Source organism: Phycicoccus sp. DTK01, assembly GCF_017312765.1.
Taxonomy (GTDB): Bacteria; Actinomycetota; Actinomycetes; order Actinomycetales; family Dermatophilaceae; genus Phycicoccus; species Phycicoccus jejuensis.
The window spans coordinates 742104-764242 of the sequence record NZ_BOPU01000002.1; the positions used below are offsets into that span (position 1 = coordinate 742104).

Sequence of the window (22139 nt, forward strand, 5' to 3'; positions counted from 1 at the left end):
CCGACGGGTCAGACGGTGGGCTCGGGGCACTCCGGCGAGCGGGCGGCCGCGGCGGCGCGACGGGAGGTGCGGGCCGCGGTGAGGGAGTCGTAGGAGAGCAGCACGAGCGCCACCCAGACGATGCCGAACCCGATCCACAGCCGGCCCGACACGTGCTCGCCGAGCAGCGTGACGCCGACGACGAGCTGCAGCACGGGGGTGATGAACTGGATGAGCCCGACGGTCACGAGCGGGATGCGCCGCGCGGCAGCGGCGAACAGCAGCAACGGGACCGCCGTGACGACCCCGGACAGCACGAGCAGCGTCGTGTGCCAGCCGCCGTGCCCGGCGAAGGTGATGTCGTCGCGCGCCGCGAGCACGAACAGGACGACCACCGCGACCGGCGCGAGCACCGTCGTCTCGGCCGCGAGCGAGTGCATCGCCTCGAGCGAGGCGCCGACCTTCTTCTTGACGAGCCCGTAGAGACCGAACGAGAACGCCAGCGCGAGAGGGATCCACGGCACGACGCCGCCGGCCACGGCCAGCCACACCGAGGCCAGGGCCCCGATGCCGACCGCCGCCCACTGCAGCGGCCGCAGCCGCTCGCGCAGCACGAACACGCCGAGCGCCACCGTGACGATCGGGTTGAGGAAGTACCCGAGCGCCGCCTCGTAGGTGCGCCCGGTCAGCACCGCCAGGACGTAGATAACCCAGTTCGCGGCGATGAGCAGCCCGGCGACGGTGATGCCCGCGACGAGCCGGGGCCGCGAGACGAACGTCCGGATCCACGCGAGGTCGCGCCGCACGAGCAGCACGAGCACGCAGACGGCGAGCGTCCAGAGGATGCGGTGCGCGAGGATCTCGAACGCCCCGGACGGCTCGAGCGCCGCGAAGTAGAGCGGGAAGAGCCCCCAGATGCCGTAGGCGAGGAAGCCGTAGCCGGTGCCCCGGCGGACCTCCGCCGCAGCCTCGGCCGCGGTGTCCCCCGACGATGACCGTTCGTCGCCGGCCGCGGTCACCCCACGGTCCACGTGTCGCGGCCGCGCAGCAGCTCGTCGAGGTCCGCGTCACCGGCGGGCCCGCCGGCGGCGTCGACGGCGCCCTCGACCTGCGCGCGCACGAGGTCGTCGTACGTCGGCCGCGCGACCTGGCGGAAGATGCCCATCGGCACGTGCGTCATCTCGGGGGAGTCGAGGCGCGAGAGCGCGAAGGCCGCCGACGGGTCCTCGGCCGCGGCGTCGTGGACGACGACCTCGCGGGCCCCGACCTCGGCCTCCGGCACGAACTCCGACGCGCCCCCGGCGACCCGCACGAGCACGCGGCGGTCGTCCTCCGGCCCGACGGTCACGGGCTCGCCCGAGCGCAGGCGCACGATGCGCGCGGCCTGCTGCGAGCGGTCCTTGAGCACCTCGAACGCGCCGTCGTTGAAGATCGGGCAGTTCTGGTAGATCTCGACGAGCGCGGCGCCCCGGTGCTCGGCCGCGGCCTTGAGCACCGACTTCAGCTCGTCGCGGTCGGACTCCATCGCCCGCGCGACGAACGTCGCCTCGGCCCCGAGCGCCAGCGACACCGGGTTGAACGGCGCGTCGACCGACCCGAGCGGGCTCGACTTCGTGACCGACCCGGTGCGCGACGTGGGGGAGTACTGCCCCTTGGTCAGGCCGTAGATCTGGTTGTTGAACAACAGGATCGTCATGTTGACGTTGCGGCGCAGCGCGTGGATCAGGTGGTTGCCGCCGATCGACAGCGCGTCGCCGTCACCGGTGACGACCCACACCGACAGGTCGGGCCGCGAGGTCGCGAGACCGGTCGCGATGGCCGGGGCGCGGCCGTGGATCGAGTGCATCCCGTAGGTGTCGAGGTAGTACGGGAAGCGCGAGGAGCAGCCGATGCCCGAGACGAAGACGATGTTCTCGCGGCGCAGCCCGAGCTCGGGCAGGAAGGACTGGACCGCGGCGAGGATGACGTAGTCGCCGCAGCCGGGGCACCAGCGCACCTCCTGGTCGGAGGTGAAGTCCCTCTTCGTCTGCTTCGCGGCGTCGTCCGGCAGGTGCGGGACGTGCTGGAGGCCGGTCACGGGCATGCCGAGCTCGACGGTGGTCACAGGATCTCCTCGAGGGTGGTCGAGACGACGTCGGCGAGCTCGACCGTGGTGAACGGCAGCCCCCGCACCGACGTGTACGAGCGGACGTCGACGAGGTACTCGGCGCGCAGGAGCAGCGCGAGCTGGCCGGTGTTCATCTCCGGCACGACGACGCGCTCGTAGCGGCGCAGGACCTCGCCGAGGTTCGCGGGGAAGGGGTTGAGGTGGCGCAGGTGCGCGCGGGCCACGTGGTGGCCGGCGTTGCGGACCGTCCGTGTGGCCGACGCGATCGGCCCGTAGGTCGAGCCCCAGCCGAGCACGAGGACCTTCGCGTCGCCGCTCGGGTCGTCGACCTCGACGTCGGGCACGGTGACACCCGCGACCTTGGCCGCGCGCAGCCGGACCATCCGGTCGTGGTTGTCGGGGTCGTAGCTGATGTCGCCCGTGACGTCGGCCTTCTCGATGCCGCCGATGCGGTGCTCGAGGCCCGGCGTGCCCGGGACGGCCCACGGCCGCGCGAGCGTCTCGGGGTCGCGCAGGTACGGGCGGAAGACCGCAGCACCCTTGTCGTCGACCGCGTTCGGCTCGACGGCGAGGTCCACCGCCATCTCGGGCAGGTCCGAGACCGACGGCACCGACCACGGCTCGGAGCCGTTCGCGAGGTAGCCGTCGGACAGGAGGATGACCGGCGTGCGGTACGTCGTGGCGATACGGACCGCGTCCATCGCCGCGGCGAAGCAGTCGGCCGGCGTCTGCGCGGCGACGACGGGCACCGGCGACTCGCCGTTGCGTCCGTACATCACCTGGAGCAGGTCGGCCTGCTCGGTCTTGGTCGGCAGGCCGGTCGACGGGCCGCCACGCTGGATGTCGACGACGACCAGCGGCAGCTCGAGCGAGACCGCGAGGCCGATCGTCTCGGACTTCAGGGCGATGCCCGGGCCGGACGTCGTCGTCACGCCGATCGAGCCGCCGTAGGACGCACCGAGCGCGATGCCGATACCGGCGATCTCGTCCTCGGCCTGGATCGTCGTCACGCCGTGGCGCTTCATCGACGACAGCGCGTGAAGGATGTCGGACGCGGGCGTGATCGGGTACGAGCCGAGCACGAGCGGGCGGCCGGCGCGGTGCGCGGCGGCCACGAGGCCGAGCGCGAGCGCCGTGTTGCCGGTGACGTTGCGGTAGGTGCCCGGGGCCATCGGCGCGGCCTTCACGACGTACGAGGAGGCGAAGTCCTCGGTGGTCTCGCCGTAGTTCCAGCCGGCGCGCAGGGCGGTGAGGTTGGCCTCGAGGATCTCGGGCCGGCCGCCGAACTTCTTCGCGAGGAAGGCCTCGGTGCCGGTGGTCGGCCGCGTGTACATCCACGACAGCAGGCCGAGGGCGAACATGTTCTTCGCCCGCTCCTTCTCCTTACGGCTCAGGCCCTCGAACGGCGCGAGCGCCTCGACGGTGATCGAGGTGAGCGCCACCGGGTGCACGTGCCACGACTCGAGGCTGCCGTCCTCGAGCGGGTTGGCGTCGTAGCCGACCTTGGCGAGGTTGCGCTTGGTGAACTCGTCGGTGTTCGCGACGATCGTCGCGCCGCGCGGCACGTCGGCGAGGTTGGCCTTGAGCGCCGCCGGGTTCATCGCGACGAGGACGTCGGGGGCGTCACCCGGCGTGAGGACGTCGTGGTCGGCGAAGTGCAGCTGGAAGCTCGAGACGCCGGGCAGCGTGCCCTGGGGCGCGCGGATCTCGGCCGGGAAGTTCGGCAGCGTCGACAGGTCGTTGCCGAGCGCCGCGGTCTCGGAGGTGAAGCGGTCGCCGGTCAGCTGCATCCCGTCGCCGGAGTCCCCGGCGAACCGGATGACGACGCGGTCGAGGGTCTGGACGGTCTTGCTGGTCACGGTGGTCCCTGGGGTGTCGGGAGTGCTCTCGTGGGGCCCAACTCGCTGGTGGGCGCACCGTGTTCCATCGTACGTCGCAGGTGAGGGCACCCTTCCTCGCATCCACGCATCGGCCACCCGCCCGTCCACGGGTCGTCGCGACCGCTCCGGCGGGGAGTGCTCCCCCTTGTACGGTCGGGGGACAGCCGGGAGGGTGGACGCCGAGAGGTCCACCGCACGAGGGGGAGGCATGGGGTACGAGGTCCAGATCGAGGACCTGCGCAGCTCGGCGCAGGCGGCCCGCGACGCGCTCGACGTCGTCGAGGACACCAAGGCGCCGGACGACCTGCGCGGCATCGCCGCCGCGATCCCCGGCGCGAGCGCCGCCTCGCTCGTCGAGACCGTCGCCACCGGCTGGGAGGCCGACGTGCGCTCCTGGGTCCGCGGCGCCCGCCGCTACGCCGAGGGCCTGGAGTCCGCGGCGACGCAGTACGAGAGCGACGACGCCGCCGCCCGCGCCGCGTTCACGCCCGCCGGCCCCAACCAGCCGCGATGAGCCTCACCTGGGGCCAGGTGAAGCAGTGGAGGGCCGCGCCCTTCACGACGGCCGAGGAGGCGCTGACGACCAGCCGGCGCACCCTGACCGACCGCGCCGACGACCTGCGCACGATGGCCGGCCCGGCCCGCTGGACCGGCTCGGCCGCCTCGACCGCGAGCACCCGGCTGCGCCGCGTCACCGACGACCTGGAGATCCTCGTCGCCGAGGTGAGCGCCGCCCGCCGGGCCGTCATCGAGGCCGGTGACGCCGTGACCGGTGTCGAGCACGCCGTCGACGCCGCGGTCGAGTACGCGAGCGCCCACGGCCTGACGATCTCGGCCGACGGCACGGTGAGCGACGAGGCCGGCCTCCAGATGTGCTACGCCACCGAGCACGACGAGCAGGTCGCCCGCCAGGAGCGCCAGGTGCTCGTCGACGAGTGCGTCGCCCGCGTCGAGCAGGCGCTGCGGAAGGCCAACGACGTCGACGTCGACCTCGTCGCCGTGCTCACCTCCGTCCGCGACGGCACGATCGCCGACGGCTCGGACCTCTCGCTCGACGAGGCCGCCCGTGACGGGGACGCCGCCGGCCACCTCTCGCTCCTCGGCCCGCCGAGCGGAGGCACCCCCGCCGACAACACCGGATGGTGGGAGTCGCTCTCGCCGGAGGAGCAGCAGCGTGTCCTCGACGAGCACCCGGACTGGGTCGGCAACCTCGACGGCATCCCGATGGGCGTGCGCGACGAGGCCAACCGGACCCGCCTGGAGGAGACCGCCACCGAGCTGCGCGACCGGCAGCAGGACATCGAGGACGAGCTCGCCGCGATGGACCCCGACCCCTACGACCCCGAGTACCTCGCGCTGCTCGCCGAGGCGCAGACCATCCGGGAGCAGCTGGGCGCCATCGGCACGCTCGAGGAGACGCTCGACAAGCCCGACACCCACCTGCTCGTGTTCGACCTGACCCCGGGGCAGCGCCCGCAGGCCGCGGTCTCCATCGGCGACGTCGACACCGCCGACCACGTCGGGGTCTTCACCCCCGGCCTGACGAGCACGGTCGAGGGGATGGGCGGCTACGTCAACGACATGGCCGACCTGCGCGACGCGACCCTGGACCAGCTCGCCCGCAACGGCGACTTCGACAGCACGGTCGCCACGGTCGTGTGGCTGGACTACCAGGCGCCGCAGTGGGGCTCGACGTTCTCCGGCGACTCGGTCGCGCTCTCCGGCGCGGCCGAGGACGGGGGTGCCTCGCTCGCCGACTTCTACCGGGGGATCAACTCCTCGCGCGCGACCGACCCCGACCTCACCGCGCTGGGCCACTCCTACGGGTCGACGACGACCGGGTACGGCCTCCAGCACGAGGGCACGGGGGTGGACCGGGCGGTGTTCTTCGGCTCGCCCGGCCTCGGCACGAGCGACGTCGACGACCTCGACATCCCGAGCGGCAGCGCCTACTACGCCGAGGCGAAGTGGGACGGGGTCGGCGACCTCGGCCGGTTCGGCATCGACCCCTCGGCGATGGACGGCATCAACCACCTCGAGACCGGTGACGCGACGGTCGACGGGCAGGACTACGCGGGGGTCAGCGGCCACTCCAGCTACCTCGAGCAGCACTCGACGAGCCAGTACAACATGGCGACCGTCGTCTCCGGCCACCCGCAGGACGCCGTGGAGGGCAACAACACCGGCATCACCGACGACCCCCGCGCCTGGGACTGGTGGCCCTCGTGGCTCGGGGGGTGACGGCCCGCCGCCTAGGCTGGCCGACCATGGGCGGTCACCGGGGCGGGCGCGGTGCGTGGCGTCGGGGCGCGACGGTGCTGGCCGCCGTGGCGCTCGCGGCCACGGCGGGATGTTCTTCGACGACGAGCACGGGAGGCAGCATGGACCCCAGGGAGCAGCTGGCGCAGCGGCCCACCTTCGAGGAGGCCGAGAAGGGGTACCTCGCGCTCCTCGTGGAGCTGCGCGACACGATCGACGCCCAGGCCCCGGGGCTGGAGTGGCAGGCCGACGCGCCGTCGCAGCGCAGCCGGAGCGTCTGCTCGGCCCCCTTCGACACCGTCGAGGGCGCCGAGAACGCCAACTACTCGATCGGCCGAGGCGCCAAGGGCGTCGTCCCCGACGAGCGGTGGCAGGCGACGGTCGACGCAATGCTCGTGCCGCTGCGCGAGCAGGGCTTCAGCGAGGTGACCGTCCTCCAGGACGAGCCGGGGGCGCACCAGGTCTCCGTCGGCGACCCCGCCACGGGCGCGCGGGTCGAGTTCGGCACCAAGGCCGGGACCATCCTCACGCTCTACGGCGCCTGCTTCCTGCCCGCGCAGGGCTCCTGACCGCGGCCGGGACCGGCGTCGGCGCACCCGGCTAGGCTGGCGCGTCATGGAGGGCTACCTCGCCGTCGCGGCGGTCGTCCTCGCGGGCGTGCTCCTCGTGGCCGCCGCGATGGTCGTCCGTCGCCTCGTCGCGCCCCGCGCCGCCGACGCCGCCGGCCGCGCGACCTACGAGTCGGGCGTCGACCCGGTCGGCACCGGCTGGGCGCAGTCGCAGGTGCGCTACCTGTCCTTCGCGTTCCTCTACGTCGTCTTCGCCGTCGACGCCGTCTACCTCTTCCCGTGGGCGCTCGTCCTGCGCGACGCCGACCTCGGGGTCGCCTCGCTCGTCGAGGTCGTCGTCTTCGTCGGCGTCCTGCTCCTCGGGCTCGTCCACGCCGGCCGGCGCGGCCTGCTCCGCTGGGACCTGCGATGACGGGGGAGCGCCGATGAGCGTCGACCTGCCGATGCCCCGCGTCGGGCCGCTCGCCGAGCACGCACCCAAGCCGGTGCGGATGGTCCTCAACTGGGGCCGCCGCTACAGCCTCTGGGTCTTCAACTTCGGGCTCGCCTGCTGCGCCATCGAGTTCATCGCCACGTCGATGGGCCGGCACGACTTCATCCGGCTCGGGGTCATCCCGTTCGCGCCCGGTCCGCGGCAGGCCGACCTCATGGTCGTCTCCGGCACCGTCACCGACAAGATGGCGCCGGCCATCCGCCGCCTCTACGACCAGATGCCCGAGCCCAAGTACGTCATCTCGTTCGGGGCGTGCAGCAACTCCGGTGGGCCGTACTGGGACTCGTACTCGGTGACCAAGGGCGTCGACCAGCTCGTGCCCGTCGACGTCTACGTGCCGGGGTGCCCGCCGCGGCCCGAGGCGCTGCTCCAGGGGATCATCACGCTGCAGCAGAAGATCGCCGCCGAGCGGGTCAGCGGCGCCGCCATCGCCGAGCGCCGGCGGGGCCGGTTCGCCGGCCACCGCGCGGCCACGGCCGCCGACGTCACCCGCGGGCTGGTCGCGCGCCCGTGAGCACGCCCGTCCTCGCGCTGCTGGCGCTCGTCGCCTTCGTCACCGAGCTCGCGCTCTTCGGCGGGGTCGGGGCGCTCGCCCACCACGCGGTCGGCGGGGGAGCGGCCGGCTGGGCCGCGGCCGTCGTCGCCACGCTGCTCGTGCTCGTCCTCTGGGGCCTGTTCATGGCGCCGAAGGCCCGCCTGCGCCTCGCCCCCGGTCCCCGCACCGCGGCCGCGGTCGTGCTCGTCTACGGCGTCGCGTTCGGGCTGCTCGCCGCGGGGTGGACCGGGTGGGCGTGGTTCGTCGGCGTCGCCGGGCTCGTCGTCGTCGCGGCGCAGACGGTGCTCCACCGCCCCGCGGAGCCCGGCGCCCCCGCGTCCTGACCGACGCCTGACCCGGGCGTCACCCGCGCCTCCCGCAATGGTCACCCGCTGTTCCCCCGGAGGTCGGGGGCAGGGTCCCCTCGCGCACCTAGCGTCCTGCGCGGACACCCACGCCGAGCCCCGGGAGACCCCATGACCATCGCCCCCGAGAACCGCCGGATGCTCTCGCTCGTGCCCCACGCACGCGGCAAGCGCAGCGCGGTCACCTGCGAGCTGAAGTGCGGCAACGCCTGCGCGCACCCCGCCCCGAACACGAGCGAGAACGGCTACTTCCGCGACATCGCGAGCGCGGCGTTCAGCCGCCGCCGGATGCTCGGCGGCGTCGGGGGCGGCGCGCTCGCGGTCGCCCTCTCGCCGGCCGGGCAGGCCGTCGCCGGCGGCCACGGCAGCGCCCACCACGGTGCGGGCCTGCGCTTCACGCCCATCGCGCCGGTGCCGGCCGACGTCGATGACCTGACGGTCCCGAAGGGCTGGACCTGGACGCCGGTGATCCGCTGGGGCGACCCGCTCTTCCGGCACACCCCGGAGTTCGACCCGGAGCACCAGACCGAGGCGGCGCAGCGGCAGCAGGTCGGCTACAACTGCGACTACCTCGACATCATCGAGCGCAAGGGCAGCGGGGGACGGCGCGCCGTCGCGGTGCTCAACCACGAGTACACGAACGAGAACATCATGTTCCCGCCGACCGACGACGAGGAGACCCTCGCCGAGCAGAAGCGGGTCGCGATGGCCGCGCACGGCCTGACCGTCGTCGAGCTGCGCCGCTCGGGCCGGGGCCGCCCCTGGAGCATGGTGCGCGGCGCCCGCCTCAACCGGCGCATCCACCTGCAGACCGAGTTCGCCGTCGACGGCCCCGCCGCCGGCCACCCGCTCCTGCGCACCCAGGACGACCCGCTGGGCCGCCGCATCCTCGGGACGCAGAACAACTGCTCCGGCGGCACGACCCCGTGGGGCACCGTGCTGTCGGGCGAGGAGAACTTCAACCAGTACTTCGTCGCGAACGACACCCCCGAGAACAAGCGCTACGGCATCCCGACGACCGCCGGCGGCCGCGCCTGGTGGACCGTCGACCCGCGCTTCGACGCCCGGCAGCCGGGCTACGAGAACGAGGTCCACCGCTTCGGCTGGGTCGTCGAGATCGACCCCGAGGACCCCGACTCCACCCCGGTCAAGCACACCGCGATGGGCCGCTTCAAGCACGAGAGCGCGAACATCCGCGTCGCCCCCGACGGCCGGGTCGTCGCCTACTCCGGCGACGACGAGCGCTTCGACTACCTCTACAAGTTCGTCTCGTCGAAGACGATGGTCAAGGGCTCCTCCCGGGCGGCGCGCGAGGCCAACAAGCGCCTGCTCTCCTCCGGCGACCTCTACGTCGCCAGGCTCACCGGCGACAGCCCGGCCGGGCAGATCGACGGCTCCGGCGACCTGCCCGCCGACGAGGCCTTCGACGGCAGCGGCCGGTGGATCCCGCTCGTCGAGGGCGGCCGCTCGAAGGTCGCCGGGATGAGCGTCGCCGAGGTCCTCGTCTTCACCCGTCTGGCCGCCGACCGCGTCGGCGCCACGAAGATGGACCGGCCCGAGGACGTCCAGCCCAACCCGGTGACGGGCAGGGTCTACGCGGCGCTGACGAACAACACCAACCGCGGTGTCGGCTCCAACCCGGGCGTCGACGAGGCCAACCCCCGCGTCACCAACCGCGAGGGCCACGTCCTCGAGCTGACCGAGCACCGCAACGACCCGACGTCGACCCGCTTCGCGTGGACGCTCCTGCTCGTCTGCGGTGACCCGAGCTCGGCCGGGACCTACTTCGGCGGCTACGACGGCCCCGTCTCGCCGATCTCCTGCCCCGACAACGTGGCGTTCGACTCCACCGGCGCCCTGTGGATCTCGACCGACGGCCAGCCGGGCACGCTCGGGCTCAACGACGCCCTGCACCGCGTCACCCTCTCCGGGCGGCAGCGCGGCAAGGTCGAGCAGTTCCTCGCCGTGCCGCGCGAGGCCGAGACCTGCGGCCCGGTCGTCCACGACCGCGACGGGTCGGTCTTCGTGGCCGTCCAGCACCCGGGGGAGGAGGGGTCCTGGGCCGACCAGCACTCCTACTTCCCCGACTACGTCGCGCCCGGGACCCTCTCGCGCGGCCGCTGGGGCGGGCCCCGGCCGAGCGTCGTGCAGGTGCACCGCGCCTGACCCCACGCCCCCGACGGGCCGGAGACGCCGCACGGCGTCCCCGGCCCGTCGCCGTCGCTCCGGCGGCGCGGCCGGGCCCACGTTCGTCACCCGGCGAAACGCCGGGGCGGCTTTGTCCCAACCGGCACACCTGACCCAACGGGATGGCCCACAATGACTGCGGGCACGGAGGTCGGTCCGTGCCCGAGGCCGATGGACCGAGGGTTCATGAGCGAGGTGCGAAGCTCGTCGCGGCGTGACCAGCGGTCCCGTCGCGGGTTCTGGCGACCCCGCACGGGCACGGTCGTCGCGACCGTCGTCGCGCTCGTCGTCGGCGGCTACGGCTGGGCCGCGACGCAGGGCGAGGGGTACACGACCGACCACCCCGAGGCCAACGACGGCACCCTCTGGGTGACCAACGACCGCTCCGGCCTCTTCGGGCGGCTCAACGGCCCGGCCGCCCGCCTCGACGCCGCCTTCCCGCCCGCGGGCGACGAGCCGAGCCAGAGCTACGCGCTCGACGTCGTCCAGTCCGGCAGCTCGGTCCTCACCCGCGACCGGCAGACCGGCCGGGTCGCGGCGGTCGACGTCCGCACCGGCGCCCTCGTCACCGACCGCGCGGTCTCGCTCCCGAACCGGACGCTGCTCGCCGTCGGCGGGAGCACCACCGCCACCGTCGACACCGAGACCGGCAGCGTCCACGTCGCGCACTCCACGAACCCCACCCTCGCGGCGGTTGACGGCCTCGACGGCCGCGCCGCCGACGACGTCCCCATCGCCCAGGACGCCACGACCGAGTTCCCGGCCGACGTGGCGGTGGGCGCCGACGGCACGGCCTACGCCGCCGGGTCCGGGGGACGCCTGACGACCCTGCGCCCGACCGCGGACGGCGGCTTCCGGCCGGTCCGCAGCTCGCTCGGCGGCCCGCTCCAGGAGACGCAGATCGTCCTCACCCCCGGTGGGCCGGTCGTCCTCGACACCGTCACCGGGGTCCTCGTGCGGCCCGGCGGCGCCCGGGTCGTGCTCAGCGGCGAGTCGGTGGCCGGCGGCGTGCCGCAGGAGGTCACGACGACGGGTGAGGTGCTCGTGAGCACCCCGCGCGCCCTCCTCGCGGTCGACCTGGGCAGCGGGGTCACCCGGTCGCTCACACCGGGCGGCCCCGGCCCCGGCACGGCGCCCGTCGTGCTCGACGGCTGCGCGTACGCCGCCTGGTCGGGCACGCCCGGCCGCGCCGTCCGGGTCTGCAGCGGCTCCGCCCCCGAGACGGTGACCCTCACCGACGCCGGCACGCTCAGCTCCCCCCGCCTGCGGGTCAACCACCGCACCGTCGCGCTCAACGACACCTCGACCGGTGCCGTCTGGGACGCCGACACCGGCAAGCGGCTCGACGACTGGGCGGCCGTCGCGCCCCCGTCCTCGCAGGCGCCCCGGGACGACACCGACCCGTCGTCGGTCGTCGACCGCACCGCCAAGCCGCCGCAGGCGCGCGACGACGAGGTCGGGGCCCGGGCCAACCGCACGAGCGTCCTGCACGTCCTCGACAACGACGCGAACCCCAGCGGCAGCGTCCTGTCCATCACCCGGGTCTCCGGGATGCCGGAGCGCGACGGCACGCTCGACATCTCGCCCGACGGGCAGACCGTCCAGCTGACCCTCCCGCCGGCGGCGCGCTCCACCGGCTTCGACTACGTCATCGACGACGGCCGGGGCAACCGCTCCACGGCGCGCGTCACCGTGACCGTCCGCGCGCCGGACGAGAACGGGGCCCCCGTCCTGCGGAGCAACTACGTGCCGACCGTGACGTCGGTGACCAACCGCGGCTCGGTCACGATCCCCGTCGCCGGCGACTGGCGCGACCCCGACTCCGACCCCGTCGCGGTCACCGGCGCCAGCGACGGCGACCGCTCCGTCGGCGTCACCCCCGACGGCCGGCTGCGCTACACCGCGACCGGCGAGACCGGCCCGCGCACGCTCGAGTACACGGTGACCGACGGCACCGCCGAGAGCACCGGGCGGCTGAGCCTCGACGTCCTCGCCCCCGACGCGGACCAGACGACCCCGGCCACGGCGCTGCCGGACGTCGGGCGCGGCGAGGTCGACAAGCCGATCGTCCTGCGCCCGCTCGAGAACGACATCCCCGGCACCGACCCCACCGACCCCTCGGCCCGCCTCCAGCTCGCGGGCAACGTCACCGCCCCCGACGGCACGACCGTCGCGACGAGCATCGAGGCCGGCACGGTGACGGTCACGGCGGGCGCCCCCGGCACCTACCTCCTCGCGTACACGGTGCGCTACGGCTCGGCGAACCCCGCGCGCGGCGCGATGCGCGTCGACGTGCGCGCCGCCTCCGAGCGCACCGGGGACATCACCGCGATGCTCGACCAGGCCGTCGTCCACGGCCAGACCGCGACGGTCACCGACGTCCTCGCCAACGACGTCGACCCCTCGGGCGGTCTGCTCACGGTGCAGAGCGCCGAGGCCGACAGCTCGGACGCCGTGCAGGTCGCGGTGCTGCGGGGCCGGTGGCTGCGCATCGTCCCGAACCGCCCGGAGCTGCGGCCCAACCCGATCCTCGTCCGGTACACGGTGACCAACGGCGCCGGCAAGACGGCCGTCGGCTCGGTGTCGGTCCTCCAGCTGCCCGCGCCGAAGGACGACGCCCCCGTCGCCGTCGACGACACCGCCACGGTCCGCTCCGGCGACCAGGTCTCGATCCCCGTCCTCGACAACGACCTCGACCCCGGCGGCACGACCCTCCGGCTCGCCCCGCAGGTCGAGGGGGCCGCGCGCAGCGGCATGCTGCCGGTGGGCGGCGCCGACGGCGGACCGACCGACGAGCCGACCGGCGCGGCGTACGTCGCCGGCTCGGTCGTGCGCTACCAGGCACCCGTGGTCACCGAGCAGCGCACCGTCACCATCACCTACGTCGCCGAGAACGCCGCCGGGTCGCGGGCGTCCGGCACGGTCCGCGTCACGGTCACCCCGCCGCCGGACGCGCAACGCCCCAACCGCGCCCCGACCCCGGCGACGCTCGAGGGCCGCGTCGTCGCGGGCGACACCATCACGGTGTCGATCGCGGGCTCCGGCGCCGACCCGGACGGCGACTCGACGACCCTCGTCGGGCTGGCGTCCGCGCCGCGCCTCGGCCGCGTCCTCGCGGTGACGCCGTCGTCCATCACCTACCAGGCGTACCCGACGAGCGGCGGCACCGACGACATCACCTACCTGCTCGGCGACCGGTACACCAAGGTCGGCACGGGCACGATCCGCATCGCCGTCTCGCCCCCCGGCGACCCCCAGCCGAGCGTCGCGGTCGACGACGAGGTGACGGTCGCCCCGGGCCGGCGCGTGTCGGTCGACGTGCTGGCCAACGACATCCAGCCGATCGGCGAGCGCGCCACCGTCGAGCCGCTCCAGAACCTCGACGTCGTCGAGCGGGCCGGCGCACGGCTCGACGCCGCGTCGGGCCGGATCTCGGTCGTGGGCCCGCCGGCCGCGACGCCCCTGCGCATCCCCTACTCGATCACCGGCGCGAGCGGCGAGTCCTCCACCGCGACGCTGACCGTCCGCGGCCGCGCGGGCGTCAACCTGCCGCCGGAGCCGCGCAACGCGCTCGCGCGCCCCGCGGCCGGCGCCCAGACCGTCGAGGTCGACCTCCTGGCCGGCGCGGTCGACCCCGACGACCCCACCGGTGCGCTGCAGGTGAGCCGCGTCTTCAACGCGCCGGAGGCCACCGTCGTCGACGGCCGGGCGACGCTCGTGGTCAAGCCGGTGCCGCAGGTGCTGTCCTTCGAGGTCCTCGACGCGGGCGGGGCCGCCGCGCTCGGGCTCGTCCACATCCCCGCGGGCGGCTCCAGCGTCCCGAGCGTCAAGCCGGACGCGCTCGTCCGGGTCGACCGGGGTGGCTCCACCGTGGTCAACCTCGCCGACGTCGTCGACGTCCCGGCCGGGCGACCCCTGACGCTGACGACCGAGGACCGGCTCGCCGCCTCGCCCGCCGGCGCGCTGCGCGTGCGCTCCGAGGGGCCCTCGCAGCTGCGGGTCACCGCGCTGCGGGACTACGTCGGGCCGGCCGCCGTCGCCTTCGAGGTGACGACCTCCTCCACCCCCGGCGGGGGCGCGGGGCGCCGGGCCTTCCTCACCGTGCCGGTGCAGGTCGGCCCGGAGACCCCGGTCCTGCGCTGCCCACCGACCGCGGTCGACGTCGTCGTCGGCGGCACGTCGCGGCCCCTCGGCATCCGGCAGCTCTGCCACGTCTGGACCGCCCGGCCCGAGACCGCGGAGACGCTGCGCTACTCCGGCTCCTTCGAGTCGCCGGTCCCCGGGCTGTCGGTCCTCAGCCGGGGCGGGACGACGCTGTCGGTCTCGGCCTCCTCGGCGGCCGTCCCGGGCACGACCGCCCGGCTCCTCGTCACCGTCGACGGCACCGAGGCGGCCCCCGCGGTGCTCACCGTGCGCGTCGCCCCGGCGCAGCCGCCGACGATGCTGCCCGTGGCCGTCAGCGGCGTGCGCGCCGGCACGACGCAGGTCGTGTCCCTCGACGGCTACCTGCGCTCGCCGCTCGTCGACCCCCGCTACGACGTGCTCGGCGTGACCCAGCTGTCCGGGGTGGCGTCGACGGCGCGGCGCGACGGCTCCCGCGCGGTCGCGGTGACCCCGGGAGCCGGCGCCAAGGGCCGGCTGACCTTCCGGGTCACCTTCACCGACGTCGACGCGAGCAACCGCGCCGACCGCCAGGGCACCGGCATCCTCACCGTCGACGTCCTCGGCGCGCCGGACGCCCCGGGGGCCCCGGTGCAGACCGGGCCGACCCTCAGCCGCTCGGCCCGGCTCGCGTGGACGCCGCCACGCGACAACGGGCTGCCCGTCGAGTACTACCAGGTCGACTGGGACGGGGGCTCGCAGCGGTGTGCCGCCTCGCCGTGCGTCGTGACCGGGCTGGCCAACGCCACCCCGACCCGCTTCACCGTCAAGGCGCACAACGCCGTCGGGTTCGGGCCCTCGTCCGCTCCGTCGGCGGCGGTCACCGCGGACGAGGTGCCGGGCGCGCCGCAGGCGCCGCGCGTCACCGACCCGCGCGACCGCGCGGTCACCGTGGCCTGGGACGCGGCGCCGAGCGGCGGCTCGGCCGTCACCGGCTATCTCGTGACGTGGCCGGGCGGCCGGGCCGAGACGTCCTCGACCTCCGTCACCGCCGCCGGGCTCGACAACTCGCTGCGCACCCCGTTCACGGTCAAGGCCCGCAACGAGGCCGGCTTCGGGCCGGCGGTCGTCGTCGAGGGCCAGTCCGCGGGGACGCCGGCCGTCCCCGACGCCCCGACGGTCGACGCCTCCGAGGTGGGTGGCGGTGCCCGCCAGGTCGTCGTCGTCTCGTGGTCGGGGGTCGCGCCCAACGGCCCGGGTGACACCACCTACACCGTCACCCGCAGCGGTCCCGGCGGCACGGTCGCCATCTGCTCCGGCACGCCCGCGACGCGGTGCGAGGCCGACGCGGTCGACAACGACGGCTCGACCTACGACTACCGGGTCCAGGCGGCCAACGACGTCAACCGGTCGGCCTTCAGCGCGGCCACGTCGCGCCGGGCCGTCGGCACCCCGGGCGACTTCACCGGCGTGGCGGCCGCCGCCACGGGCACCGACCGCCAGGTCGAGCTGAGCTTCACCTCGCCGCCCGCGCGCGACGACGGCGTCACCATCACGTGCCGCGTCGGCGGGACGTCCTGCGGCCAGTGGTCGGCGCCGCGCAACCCCACCGACTTCGACGAGACCGTGACCGTGCCCGACAACGGCAGCGACTACACCTTCGTCCTCACCGCCACGAACTCCGCCGGCCTCACCTCGAGCGCGCGGACCACCTCCGACGTCGTCTACGGCCCGCTCGGCGCCGTCGGCGTGAGCATCGAGTCGACGGTCGGGGCGTACGTCACCTACGTCGTCTCGGTCGACGCCAACGGCCGGGCCGCCGACGTCTCCGTCAGCGTCCAGGGCGGGGTCGAGGGCACCTCGTCCCCGGACCCGGACCGCACCGGCAGCGGGACGTGGACGCAGCGCTACCGGACCAAGGTCGGCTACGGGCGGGACGTGACGATCGAGGCCACCGCCACCCGTCGCGGCGACTCCCGCAGCAGCTCGACGACCGCGTCGACGGGCCTCGGCACGCTGACCGGGAGCTCCGAGGGCGAGGTCCTCACCCTCACGGCGCGCAACCTCACGGCGAGCGCGACGATGCAGTGCACCATCACCCCCGAGGGCGGCGACCCGGTCGGCGCCACCTTCGCGACCGACGCATCGGGCGACTTCGGGCCCGACGCGCCGAGCACCGACCTCGTCCCCGTCCCCGGGACGCGGTACACCATCTCGTGCGACGACGGACGAGATCCCGCCAGCCCCGTCGAGGACACCTGGACCGCCCGATGAGCCCCTTCCGCCAGCCCACCACCAGCACCGACGAGGACGCGATGAGCACCGAGCCCCTGGCCCACGCCGACGAGATCGCCTGGTTCGGCGAGACGTTCACGACGGTCGTCGGCGCCGTCGGGGAGGCGCTCGTCGGCAAGGAGCGCGTCGTCCAGCTGGCTGTCACCTGCCTCGCGGCCGGGGGGCACCTGCTCGTCGAGGACGTGCCCGGCACCGGCAAGACCAGCCTCGCCCGGGCCCTCGCCGGCTCGGTGCGCGGCACGCACCAGCGCATCCAGTTCACCCCCGACCTCCTGCCGAGCGACGTCACCGGCGCGTCCATCTACGACCCCCGCGCACAGGTCTTCGAGTTCCGGCGCGGCCCGGTGTTCGCCAACGTCGTCCTCGCCGACGAGATCAACCGCGCCTCGCCGAAGACCCAGTCGGCGCTGCTCGAGGTGATGGAGGAGGGCCGGGTCACGGTCGACGGCACGACCCACGACGTGCCGAGCCCGTTCATGGTCATCGCGACCCAGAACCCGATCGAGCAGGCCGGCACCTACCCGCTGCCCGAGGCCCAGCTCGACCGCTTCCTCATGAAGACCGCGATCGGCTACCCGGACGCCGAGGCCACCATCGGCGTCCTGTCCGGGCTCGCCGTCCGCGACCGCGCCGCCGGCGTCACCCCCGTCATCGACGGCGCGCAGGTGCTGCGGATGCGGCAGGTCGCGCGCTCGGTGCACGTCTCGCGCCCGCTGCTCGAGTTCGTCCAGGCGCTCGCGGAGCGCTCGCGCGACCACCGCCACCTGCGCCTCGGTCTCTCGGTGCGCGGGATGCTCGGCTACGTGCACGCCGCGAAGGCCTGGGCCGCCGGGCAGGGGCGCAACTACGTCGTCCCGGACGACCTCAAGGAGCTCGCGGTGCCGGTCATGCAGCACCGGATGCTCCTCGACGCCGACGCGCAGTTCGAGGGCGTCACCGTCCCCGACGTCGTCGACGAGCTCTTCGACATCGTCCCCCTGCCACCGGTCGCGGGGCGCTGACGCCCGTGTCCTCGCCGCGCCAGCTCCTCGCACTCCTCCGGGAGCGGTCCGTCGTGACCCGCACCGGCTGGGGTGCGCTGGTCGTCGGCGTGCTCGTCGGGCTGGTCGGGTGGACCTTCGCGTGGGAGGAGGCGCGCATCATCGGCCTCGCGCTCGTCGTCCTGCTCGGGGTGGCGGTGCTCATGGCGCTCGGGGGGTCGCGGGTCGACCTCGACCTCCAGCTGCACCCGGTGCGGGTCTCGCCGGGCGGGGTGGCCGACGGGTCGCTGCTCGTGAGCAACCCGCGCAGCCGGCGCGTCGCGCCCGCCGACCTCGAGGTGCCGGTCGGGTCGCGCGTGGAGGCCTTCCGGATGCCGTCGCTCGGCCCCGGCGTCCGCATCGACTTCCCCTTCCCGGTCCGCACGACCCGCCGCGGCGTCGTGCTCGTCGGACCCGTGACGACCGTGCTCGGCGACCCGTTCGGCCTGGCCCGTCGCACGCTCAACGCGTCGCGGACCGTCGAGCTGTTCGTCCACCCGCGGACGGTCAACCTCCCCTCCCTCGACGCCGGCCTCATCCGCGACCTCGAGGGTCGTCCCACCCAGGACCCGTCGCTGTCGGACCTCGACTTCCACACGCTGCGCGGCTACCTCCCCGGCGACGACCGCCGGCACATCCACTGGCAGTCCTCGGCGCGGATGTCGGCGGCCTCCGGCACCACCTCGCTGATGATGAAGGGCTACACCGACACCCGCCGCTCGCACCTCGGGGTCGTCCTCGACGCGCGGCTCGACGGCTACGGCGACGACGACACCTTCGAGATCGGCGTGACCGCCGCGGCCTCGGTCGCGGTGCGGGCCCTGCGCGACGAGATGGACGTCACCGTCGTCGCGGGCGGCCACGCCGTCGACCGCGTCGGCGTCGCCCGGACGCTCGACGGCTTCGCGCGGGTCGAGCCGGACGGCACCGACCTCCCGGCGCTCGCGACCCGGCTCGTCGGCCTCGCCCCCGGCACGAGCATCACCGTCGTCGTCACCGGCGCGGCCACGTCGCTGGCCGAGGCGCAGCGCGCCGCGACCCACCTCGGGCCGCACGTGCGCGTCGTCGTCCTGCGCGTGGCGCCGGGGGAGCGCAGCACGACCTCCACCGTCGCCGGCCTCACCTTCCTCACGATGGGCTCGCTCGACGACCTGACGCGGCTGGTCCGGGTGGTGGGTGGCCGATGAGCCTCCTGTCGGCGCCGTCGCGCGCCCGCGACCGTGGCCCGGCCCCGGCCCGCTTCCTCGGTCCGGACCCGGCGTCGCCGGGCCCGACCCGGCGCTCGCGCCGCCGCCAGCCGCACCCGCTCGACGTCGTCGTCGACGTCGCGGCGGTGCTCGTCCTCGTCGCCGCCGCGCTGAGCGGGTTCGTGGGGACCTACCTCGGCTGGTCCTGGGTGCTCCCGTCCGCGGTCGGGCTCGTCGCGGGTGTGCTCCTCGCCCTGCTCGTGGGGCGGGCGCGCGCGCCGTGGTGGACGCTCGCGCCGGCCCTCGTCGCGGCGGCCGCGCTGCTCGGTCCGCCCCTCGTCCTGCGCGGCACCTCGGCCGGACCGCTGCCGACCCCCACCGCCTGGGGCGAGCTCGCCGGCACCGCGGTCGACGGCTGGATGCGGATGCTCACCACGCTGCCGCCGGTCGACGGCGCCGGACCCCTCGGGCTGCTGCCGTTCCTCCTGGCCCTGGTCGCCGGCGGAGCGACGACGATGCTCGCCCGCCGCACCGGCGCACCCCACCTGCCGCTGGTCGTCCCGGCGGCGCTCGCCGCCGGCGTCGCCGCGCTGGGCGTCACGGAGCCGGGCGGGATGGTCGCGCGAGCCGTCGTGCTCTTCGTCGTCGCCCTCACCTGGGGGGCCGACCGCGCCCGCCGGGCCGTCGTGGTCCACAGCGCGCACAGCCTCGAGCGGACCGCGACCGGGGCCCTGCTGCTCGCGATCGTCGGGGTCATCGTCATCGGGGCGGTGCCGTGGGTCGGGGCACCCGACCGGCAGGTGCTGCGCTCGTACGTGGCCCCGCCCTTCTCCGCGACCGACCGGCCGAGCCCGCTCGCGGCCTTCCGGGCCTTCCGACCGAGCAACGCGGACCTCGCCGACGAGGTCCTCTTCACCGTCCGCGGGCTGCCGACCGGCACCCTGCTGCGGCTCGCGACCGTCGACACCTACTCCGGCACCGTGTGGGCCGCCGGGGACGGCCGCGCGGGCACGACCCCGGAGTCCGGCACCTTCCTGCGGGTCGGCGCCAAGATCCCCCGGGCGGCCGGTGGCACACCGGTCGAGGCGACGGTGACGGTCGGCGAGGCCTGGGCGGGGCGCAAGGACCTGCGGATCTGGGTGCCCACGGTCGGCGGCGAGACCGGTCTGTCGTTCACCGGTCCGCGCGGCCGCGACCTCGACGACGCCCTGCGCGTCAACCTCGACACCGGCGCCGCCGTCCTCCCCGAGGGGCTGGACGCCGGTGACACCTACGCGCTGCAGGCCCGGGTCGGGGCGCCCGACGCGACCCCGCCCGCGACGCCGCCCGTCGACCCGCCCCTCCTGCAGCCGGTGGCCCAGCTCGTCGCCGCGAGCGTCGAGGCGGGCGACACCCCGATGGACCGGCTGCGTGCCGTCGGGACGCGCCTGCGCGACACCGGGGCCTACAGCGACGGCGGCGAGGGCCAGACGACCGTCCTGCCCGGCCACTCGCTCGGTCGGCTCTCGGCCTTCGTCGCCGACCGCCAGCCGGCCGGTGACGACGAGCAGTATGCGGCCACCGTCGCGCTCGCCGCCGCGTACCTCGGGATGCCGGCCCGCGTCGTCCTCGGCGCCGTCCCCGGCGAGGGCGGGGTCGTCCTCGGCAGCGACGTGCGCGCGTGGGTGGAGGTCCACGACGGCACGCGCTGGCAGCTCGTCTCCCCCGAGGACTTCGTGCCGCCGCGGGACCGGGCGCCCGACCCCCGCACCGTGCTCGACCAGGAGCCGAACCGGGCCTCGGCCGTGCCCCCGCCCACCGCGCAGCGGCCGCCGAGCAGCGAGGACGGCTTCACCCTCGACGAGGGCGCGAGCGGCCGCAGCCGCTCGACGACGCCCGAGGTCGGCTTCAGCCTGCCGGTCTGGGCCGTCGCCGCGCTGGCGGTCGCGGCGGTGCCGGCGCTCGGCATCCCGCTGTGGACGGGCCTGCTCGTGCTGCTCAAGGGGGTCCGGCGCGGATGGCGCCGTCGCCGCGGCACCCCGGCCGCCCGCACCGGTGCCGCGTGGACCGACGTCGTCGATGCGCTGCGCGACGCCGGGTACGCGGTCTCCGGGCGCGACACCCGGCGAGAGGTCGCGCGCTCGGTGGGGGGCGCCTCCCTCCTCGACACCGCCCGGACGGTGGACGACGCGCTCTACGGTCCCGGCGGGGCCGACGCCGCGGGCGCCGACCGCGCCTGGGCCCTCGCGCGCCGGGCCCGCCACGAGCTCGCCGAGGGGCGCACCCTCCGCGAGCGCTGGCGGCGTGCGGTCTCGCTCACCTCGCTGACGCCCGACCGGGGCCGCGGCCGGGTGCGCACACCGTCGGGCATCCACCGCGAGGGCGTCCGCCCGCCGCTGTCGGAGCCGACCCCGTCCCCCGTCGACACCCCGGAGCACGCCTCCGTCTGAGCGTCCGCGAGGCCGGGTTCGAGGTGAATGTGGGCCCCCTCGTGGTCGGGTTTCACCTCGAACCGGGGGCCTGGGGGCTGGGTCGAGGTGAAAGTGGACCGTCTCGTGGTCGAATTTCACCTCGATTCGGGTCAGCGGCGCGGGTCATCGGTTCGAGGTATCTCACCCCCGTCTGATGGCGGCGGAATACCTCGACCGGGGGGATGGATGCGGGGTCGAGGTGAAAGGGGACCGTCTCGTGGTCGGGTTTCACCTCGGCCGCGGTGGATGGGGTCAGCGGCGGCGGCGCAGGCGGGCGAGGACGCCGCGTCGCGGCGGGTCGGTCAGCGGGGTGGGGCGCTCCGGGGAGAGGTCGACGGCGCCGACGCTCGGGGCGTAGCCGAGGTGCCGCTGCGGTCGCGGGCGGGCCGCGGGGGAGAGCGGCGCGGCCGAGACCTCCGAGGGGCGGGTGCCGCGCGGCCGGTCGGGCGTCGGGGCCGTCGGGGCCGGCGCAGCGGCCGGCGCCGCCGGGGGTGCCGGATCCGGCAGGTCGGCCGGGGGCACCGCCCACGGCACGATGCGCACGTCGAGGGAGGCGCCGGTGCGCCGGGCCGCGGCGCGCGGGGGCTCGGGCGCGTCCCGGACGACCCGCGGCGCGGGCACGGCGGGCTCGGCGCGCGTCGCCTCGACGACCGCCCGGAGCCGGGACCGGGGGATCGTGGTCTCGTCGACCTCGTCCAGCCCGTCCACGCCGT

Annotated in this window: 15 protein-coding genes; 11 read left to right on the top strand and 4 right to left on the bottom strand. The window is 75.2% G+C overall.

Annotated elements, in window-relative coordinates:
* Positions 1-8 precede the first annotated feature (8 nt).
* From rarD to J3473_RS07320, 3 genes are read right to left on the bottom strand one after another with little or no spacing between them, the layout of a single operon-like run.
* Positions 9-998: an EamA family transporter RarD gene (gene rarD, locus J3473_RS07310; RefSeq protein ID WP_207022504.1), complete on the bottom strand. Its 990-nt coding sequence runs from the start codon at positions 996-998 to the stop codon at positions 9-11.
* The gene (locus J3473_RS07315) at positions 995-2062 is read right to left on the bottom strand and encodes a 2-oxoacid:ferredoxin oxidoreductase subunit beta (RefSeq protein WP_207022584.1); all 1068 of its coding nucleotides are present in this window, start codon (positions 2060-2062) and stop codon (positions 995-997) included. The genes rarD and J3473_RS07315 overlap by 4 nt, the downstream gene beginning before the upstream one ends.
* A 17-nt stretch (positions 2063-2079) precedes the next feature.
* The gene (locus J3473_RS07320) at positions 2080-3945 is read right to left on the bottom strand and encodes a 2-oxoacid:acceptor oxidoreductase subunit alpha (RefSeq protein ID WP_242525740.1); all 1866 of its coding nucleotides are present in this window, start codon (positions 3943-3945) and stop codon (positions 2080-2082) included.
* 229 nt (positions 3946-4174) lie between these two features.
* Between J3473_RS07320 and J3473_RS07325 the strand changes: the two genes are divergently transcribed.
* The 11 genes from J3473_RS07325 (at position 4175) to J3473_RS07375 (ending at position 21405) form a co-directional block, all read left to right on the top strand.
* Positions 4175-4480: a hypothetical protein gene (locus J3473_RS07325; protein ID WP_207022505.1), complete on the top strand. Its 306-nt coding sequence runs from the start codon at positions 4175-4177 to the stop codon at positions 4478-4480.
* Positions 4477-6207 (top strand): alpha/beta hydrolase, encoded by a 1731-nt coding sequence (locus tag J3473_RS07330; protein ID WP_030526731.1) that lies wholly within the window; start codon positions 4477-4479, stop codon positions 6205-6207. Before J3473_RS07325 ends, J3473_RS07330 begins: the two co-directional genes overlap by 4 nt.
* A gap of 26 nt (positions 6208-6233) precedes the next feature.
* Positions 6234-6794 carry an LppA family lipoprotein gene (locus tag J3473_RS07335; RefSeq protein WP_207022506.1) on the top strand — a complete coding sequence of 187 codons (561 nt, stop codon included), beginning with the start codon at positions 6234-6236 and terminating at the stop codon, positions 6792-6794.
* A 46-nt stretch (positions 6795-6840) separates the two neighbouring features.
* On the top strand, positions 6841-7206 hold the full coding sequence (locus tag J3473_RS07340; RefSeq protein ID WP_207022507.1) for an NADH-quinone oxidoreductase subunit A: 366 nt from the start codon (positions 6841-6843) through the stop codon (positions 7204-7206).
* 13 nt (positions 7207-7219) lie between these two features.
* On the top strand, positions 7220-7801 hold the full coding sequence (locus J3473_RS07345) for an NADH-quinone oxidoreductase subunit B (protein WP_030526734.1): 582 nt from the start codon (positions 7220-7222) through the stop codon (positions 7799-7801).
* Positions 7798-8166: a DUF2568 domain-containing protein gene (locus tag J3473_RS07350; protein WP_207022508.1), complete on the top strand. Its 369-nt coding sequence runs from the start codon at positions 7798-7800 to the stop codon at positions 8164-8166. The genes J3473_RS07345 and J3473_RS07350 overlap by 4 nt, the downstream gene beginning before the upstream one ends.
* Positions 8167-8298: 132 nt before the next feature.
* Positions 8299-10353 (top strand): PhoX family phosphatase, encoded by a 2055-nt coding sequence (locus tag J3473_RS07355; protein ID WP_207022509.1) that lies wholly within the window; start codon positions 8299-8301, stop codon positions 10351-10353.
* A gap of 207 nt (positions 10354-10560) precedes the next feature.
* Positions 10561-16749: an Ig-like domain-containing protein gene (locus tag J3473_RS07360; protein WP_207022510.1), complete on the top strand. Its 6189-nt coding sequence runs from the start codon at positions 10561-10563 to the stop codon at positions 16747-16749.
* A 41-nt stretch (positions 16750-16790) separates the two neighbouring features.
* Complete coding sequence (locus J3473_RS07365) at positions 16791-17771, top strand: MoxR family ATPase (RefSeq protein ID WP_207022511.1); 981 nt, start codon at positions 16791-16793, stop codon at positions 17769-17771.
* Between the two features lie 53 nt (positions 17772-17824).
* The gene (locus J3473_RS07370) at positions 17825-18976 is read left to right on the top strand and encodes a DUF58 domain-containing protein (RefSeq protein WP_207022512.1); all 1152 of its coding nucleotides are present in this window, start codon (positions 17825-17827) and stop codon (positions 18974-18976) included.
* Positions 18973-21405, top strand: a complete 2433-nt coding sequence (locus tag J3473_RS07375; protein ID WP_207022513.1) for a transglutaminaseTgpA domain-containing protein — start codon at positions 18973-18975, stop codon at positions 21403-21405. Before J3473_RS07370 ends, J3473_RS07375 begins: the two co-directional genes overlap by 4 nt.
* 273 nt (positions 21406-21678) lie before the next feature.
* Here the strand turns inward: J3473_RS07375 and J3473_RS07380 are convergent, their stop codons facing one another.
* Positions 21679-22134, bottom strand: coding sequence for a hypothetical protein (locus J3473_RS07380; protein WP_207022514.1), 456 nt, complete (start codon positions 22132-22134; stop codon positions 21679-21681).
* Positions 22135-22139 lie beyond the last annotated feature (5 nt).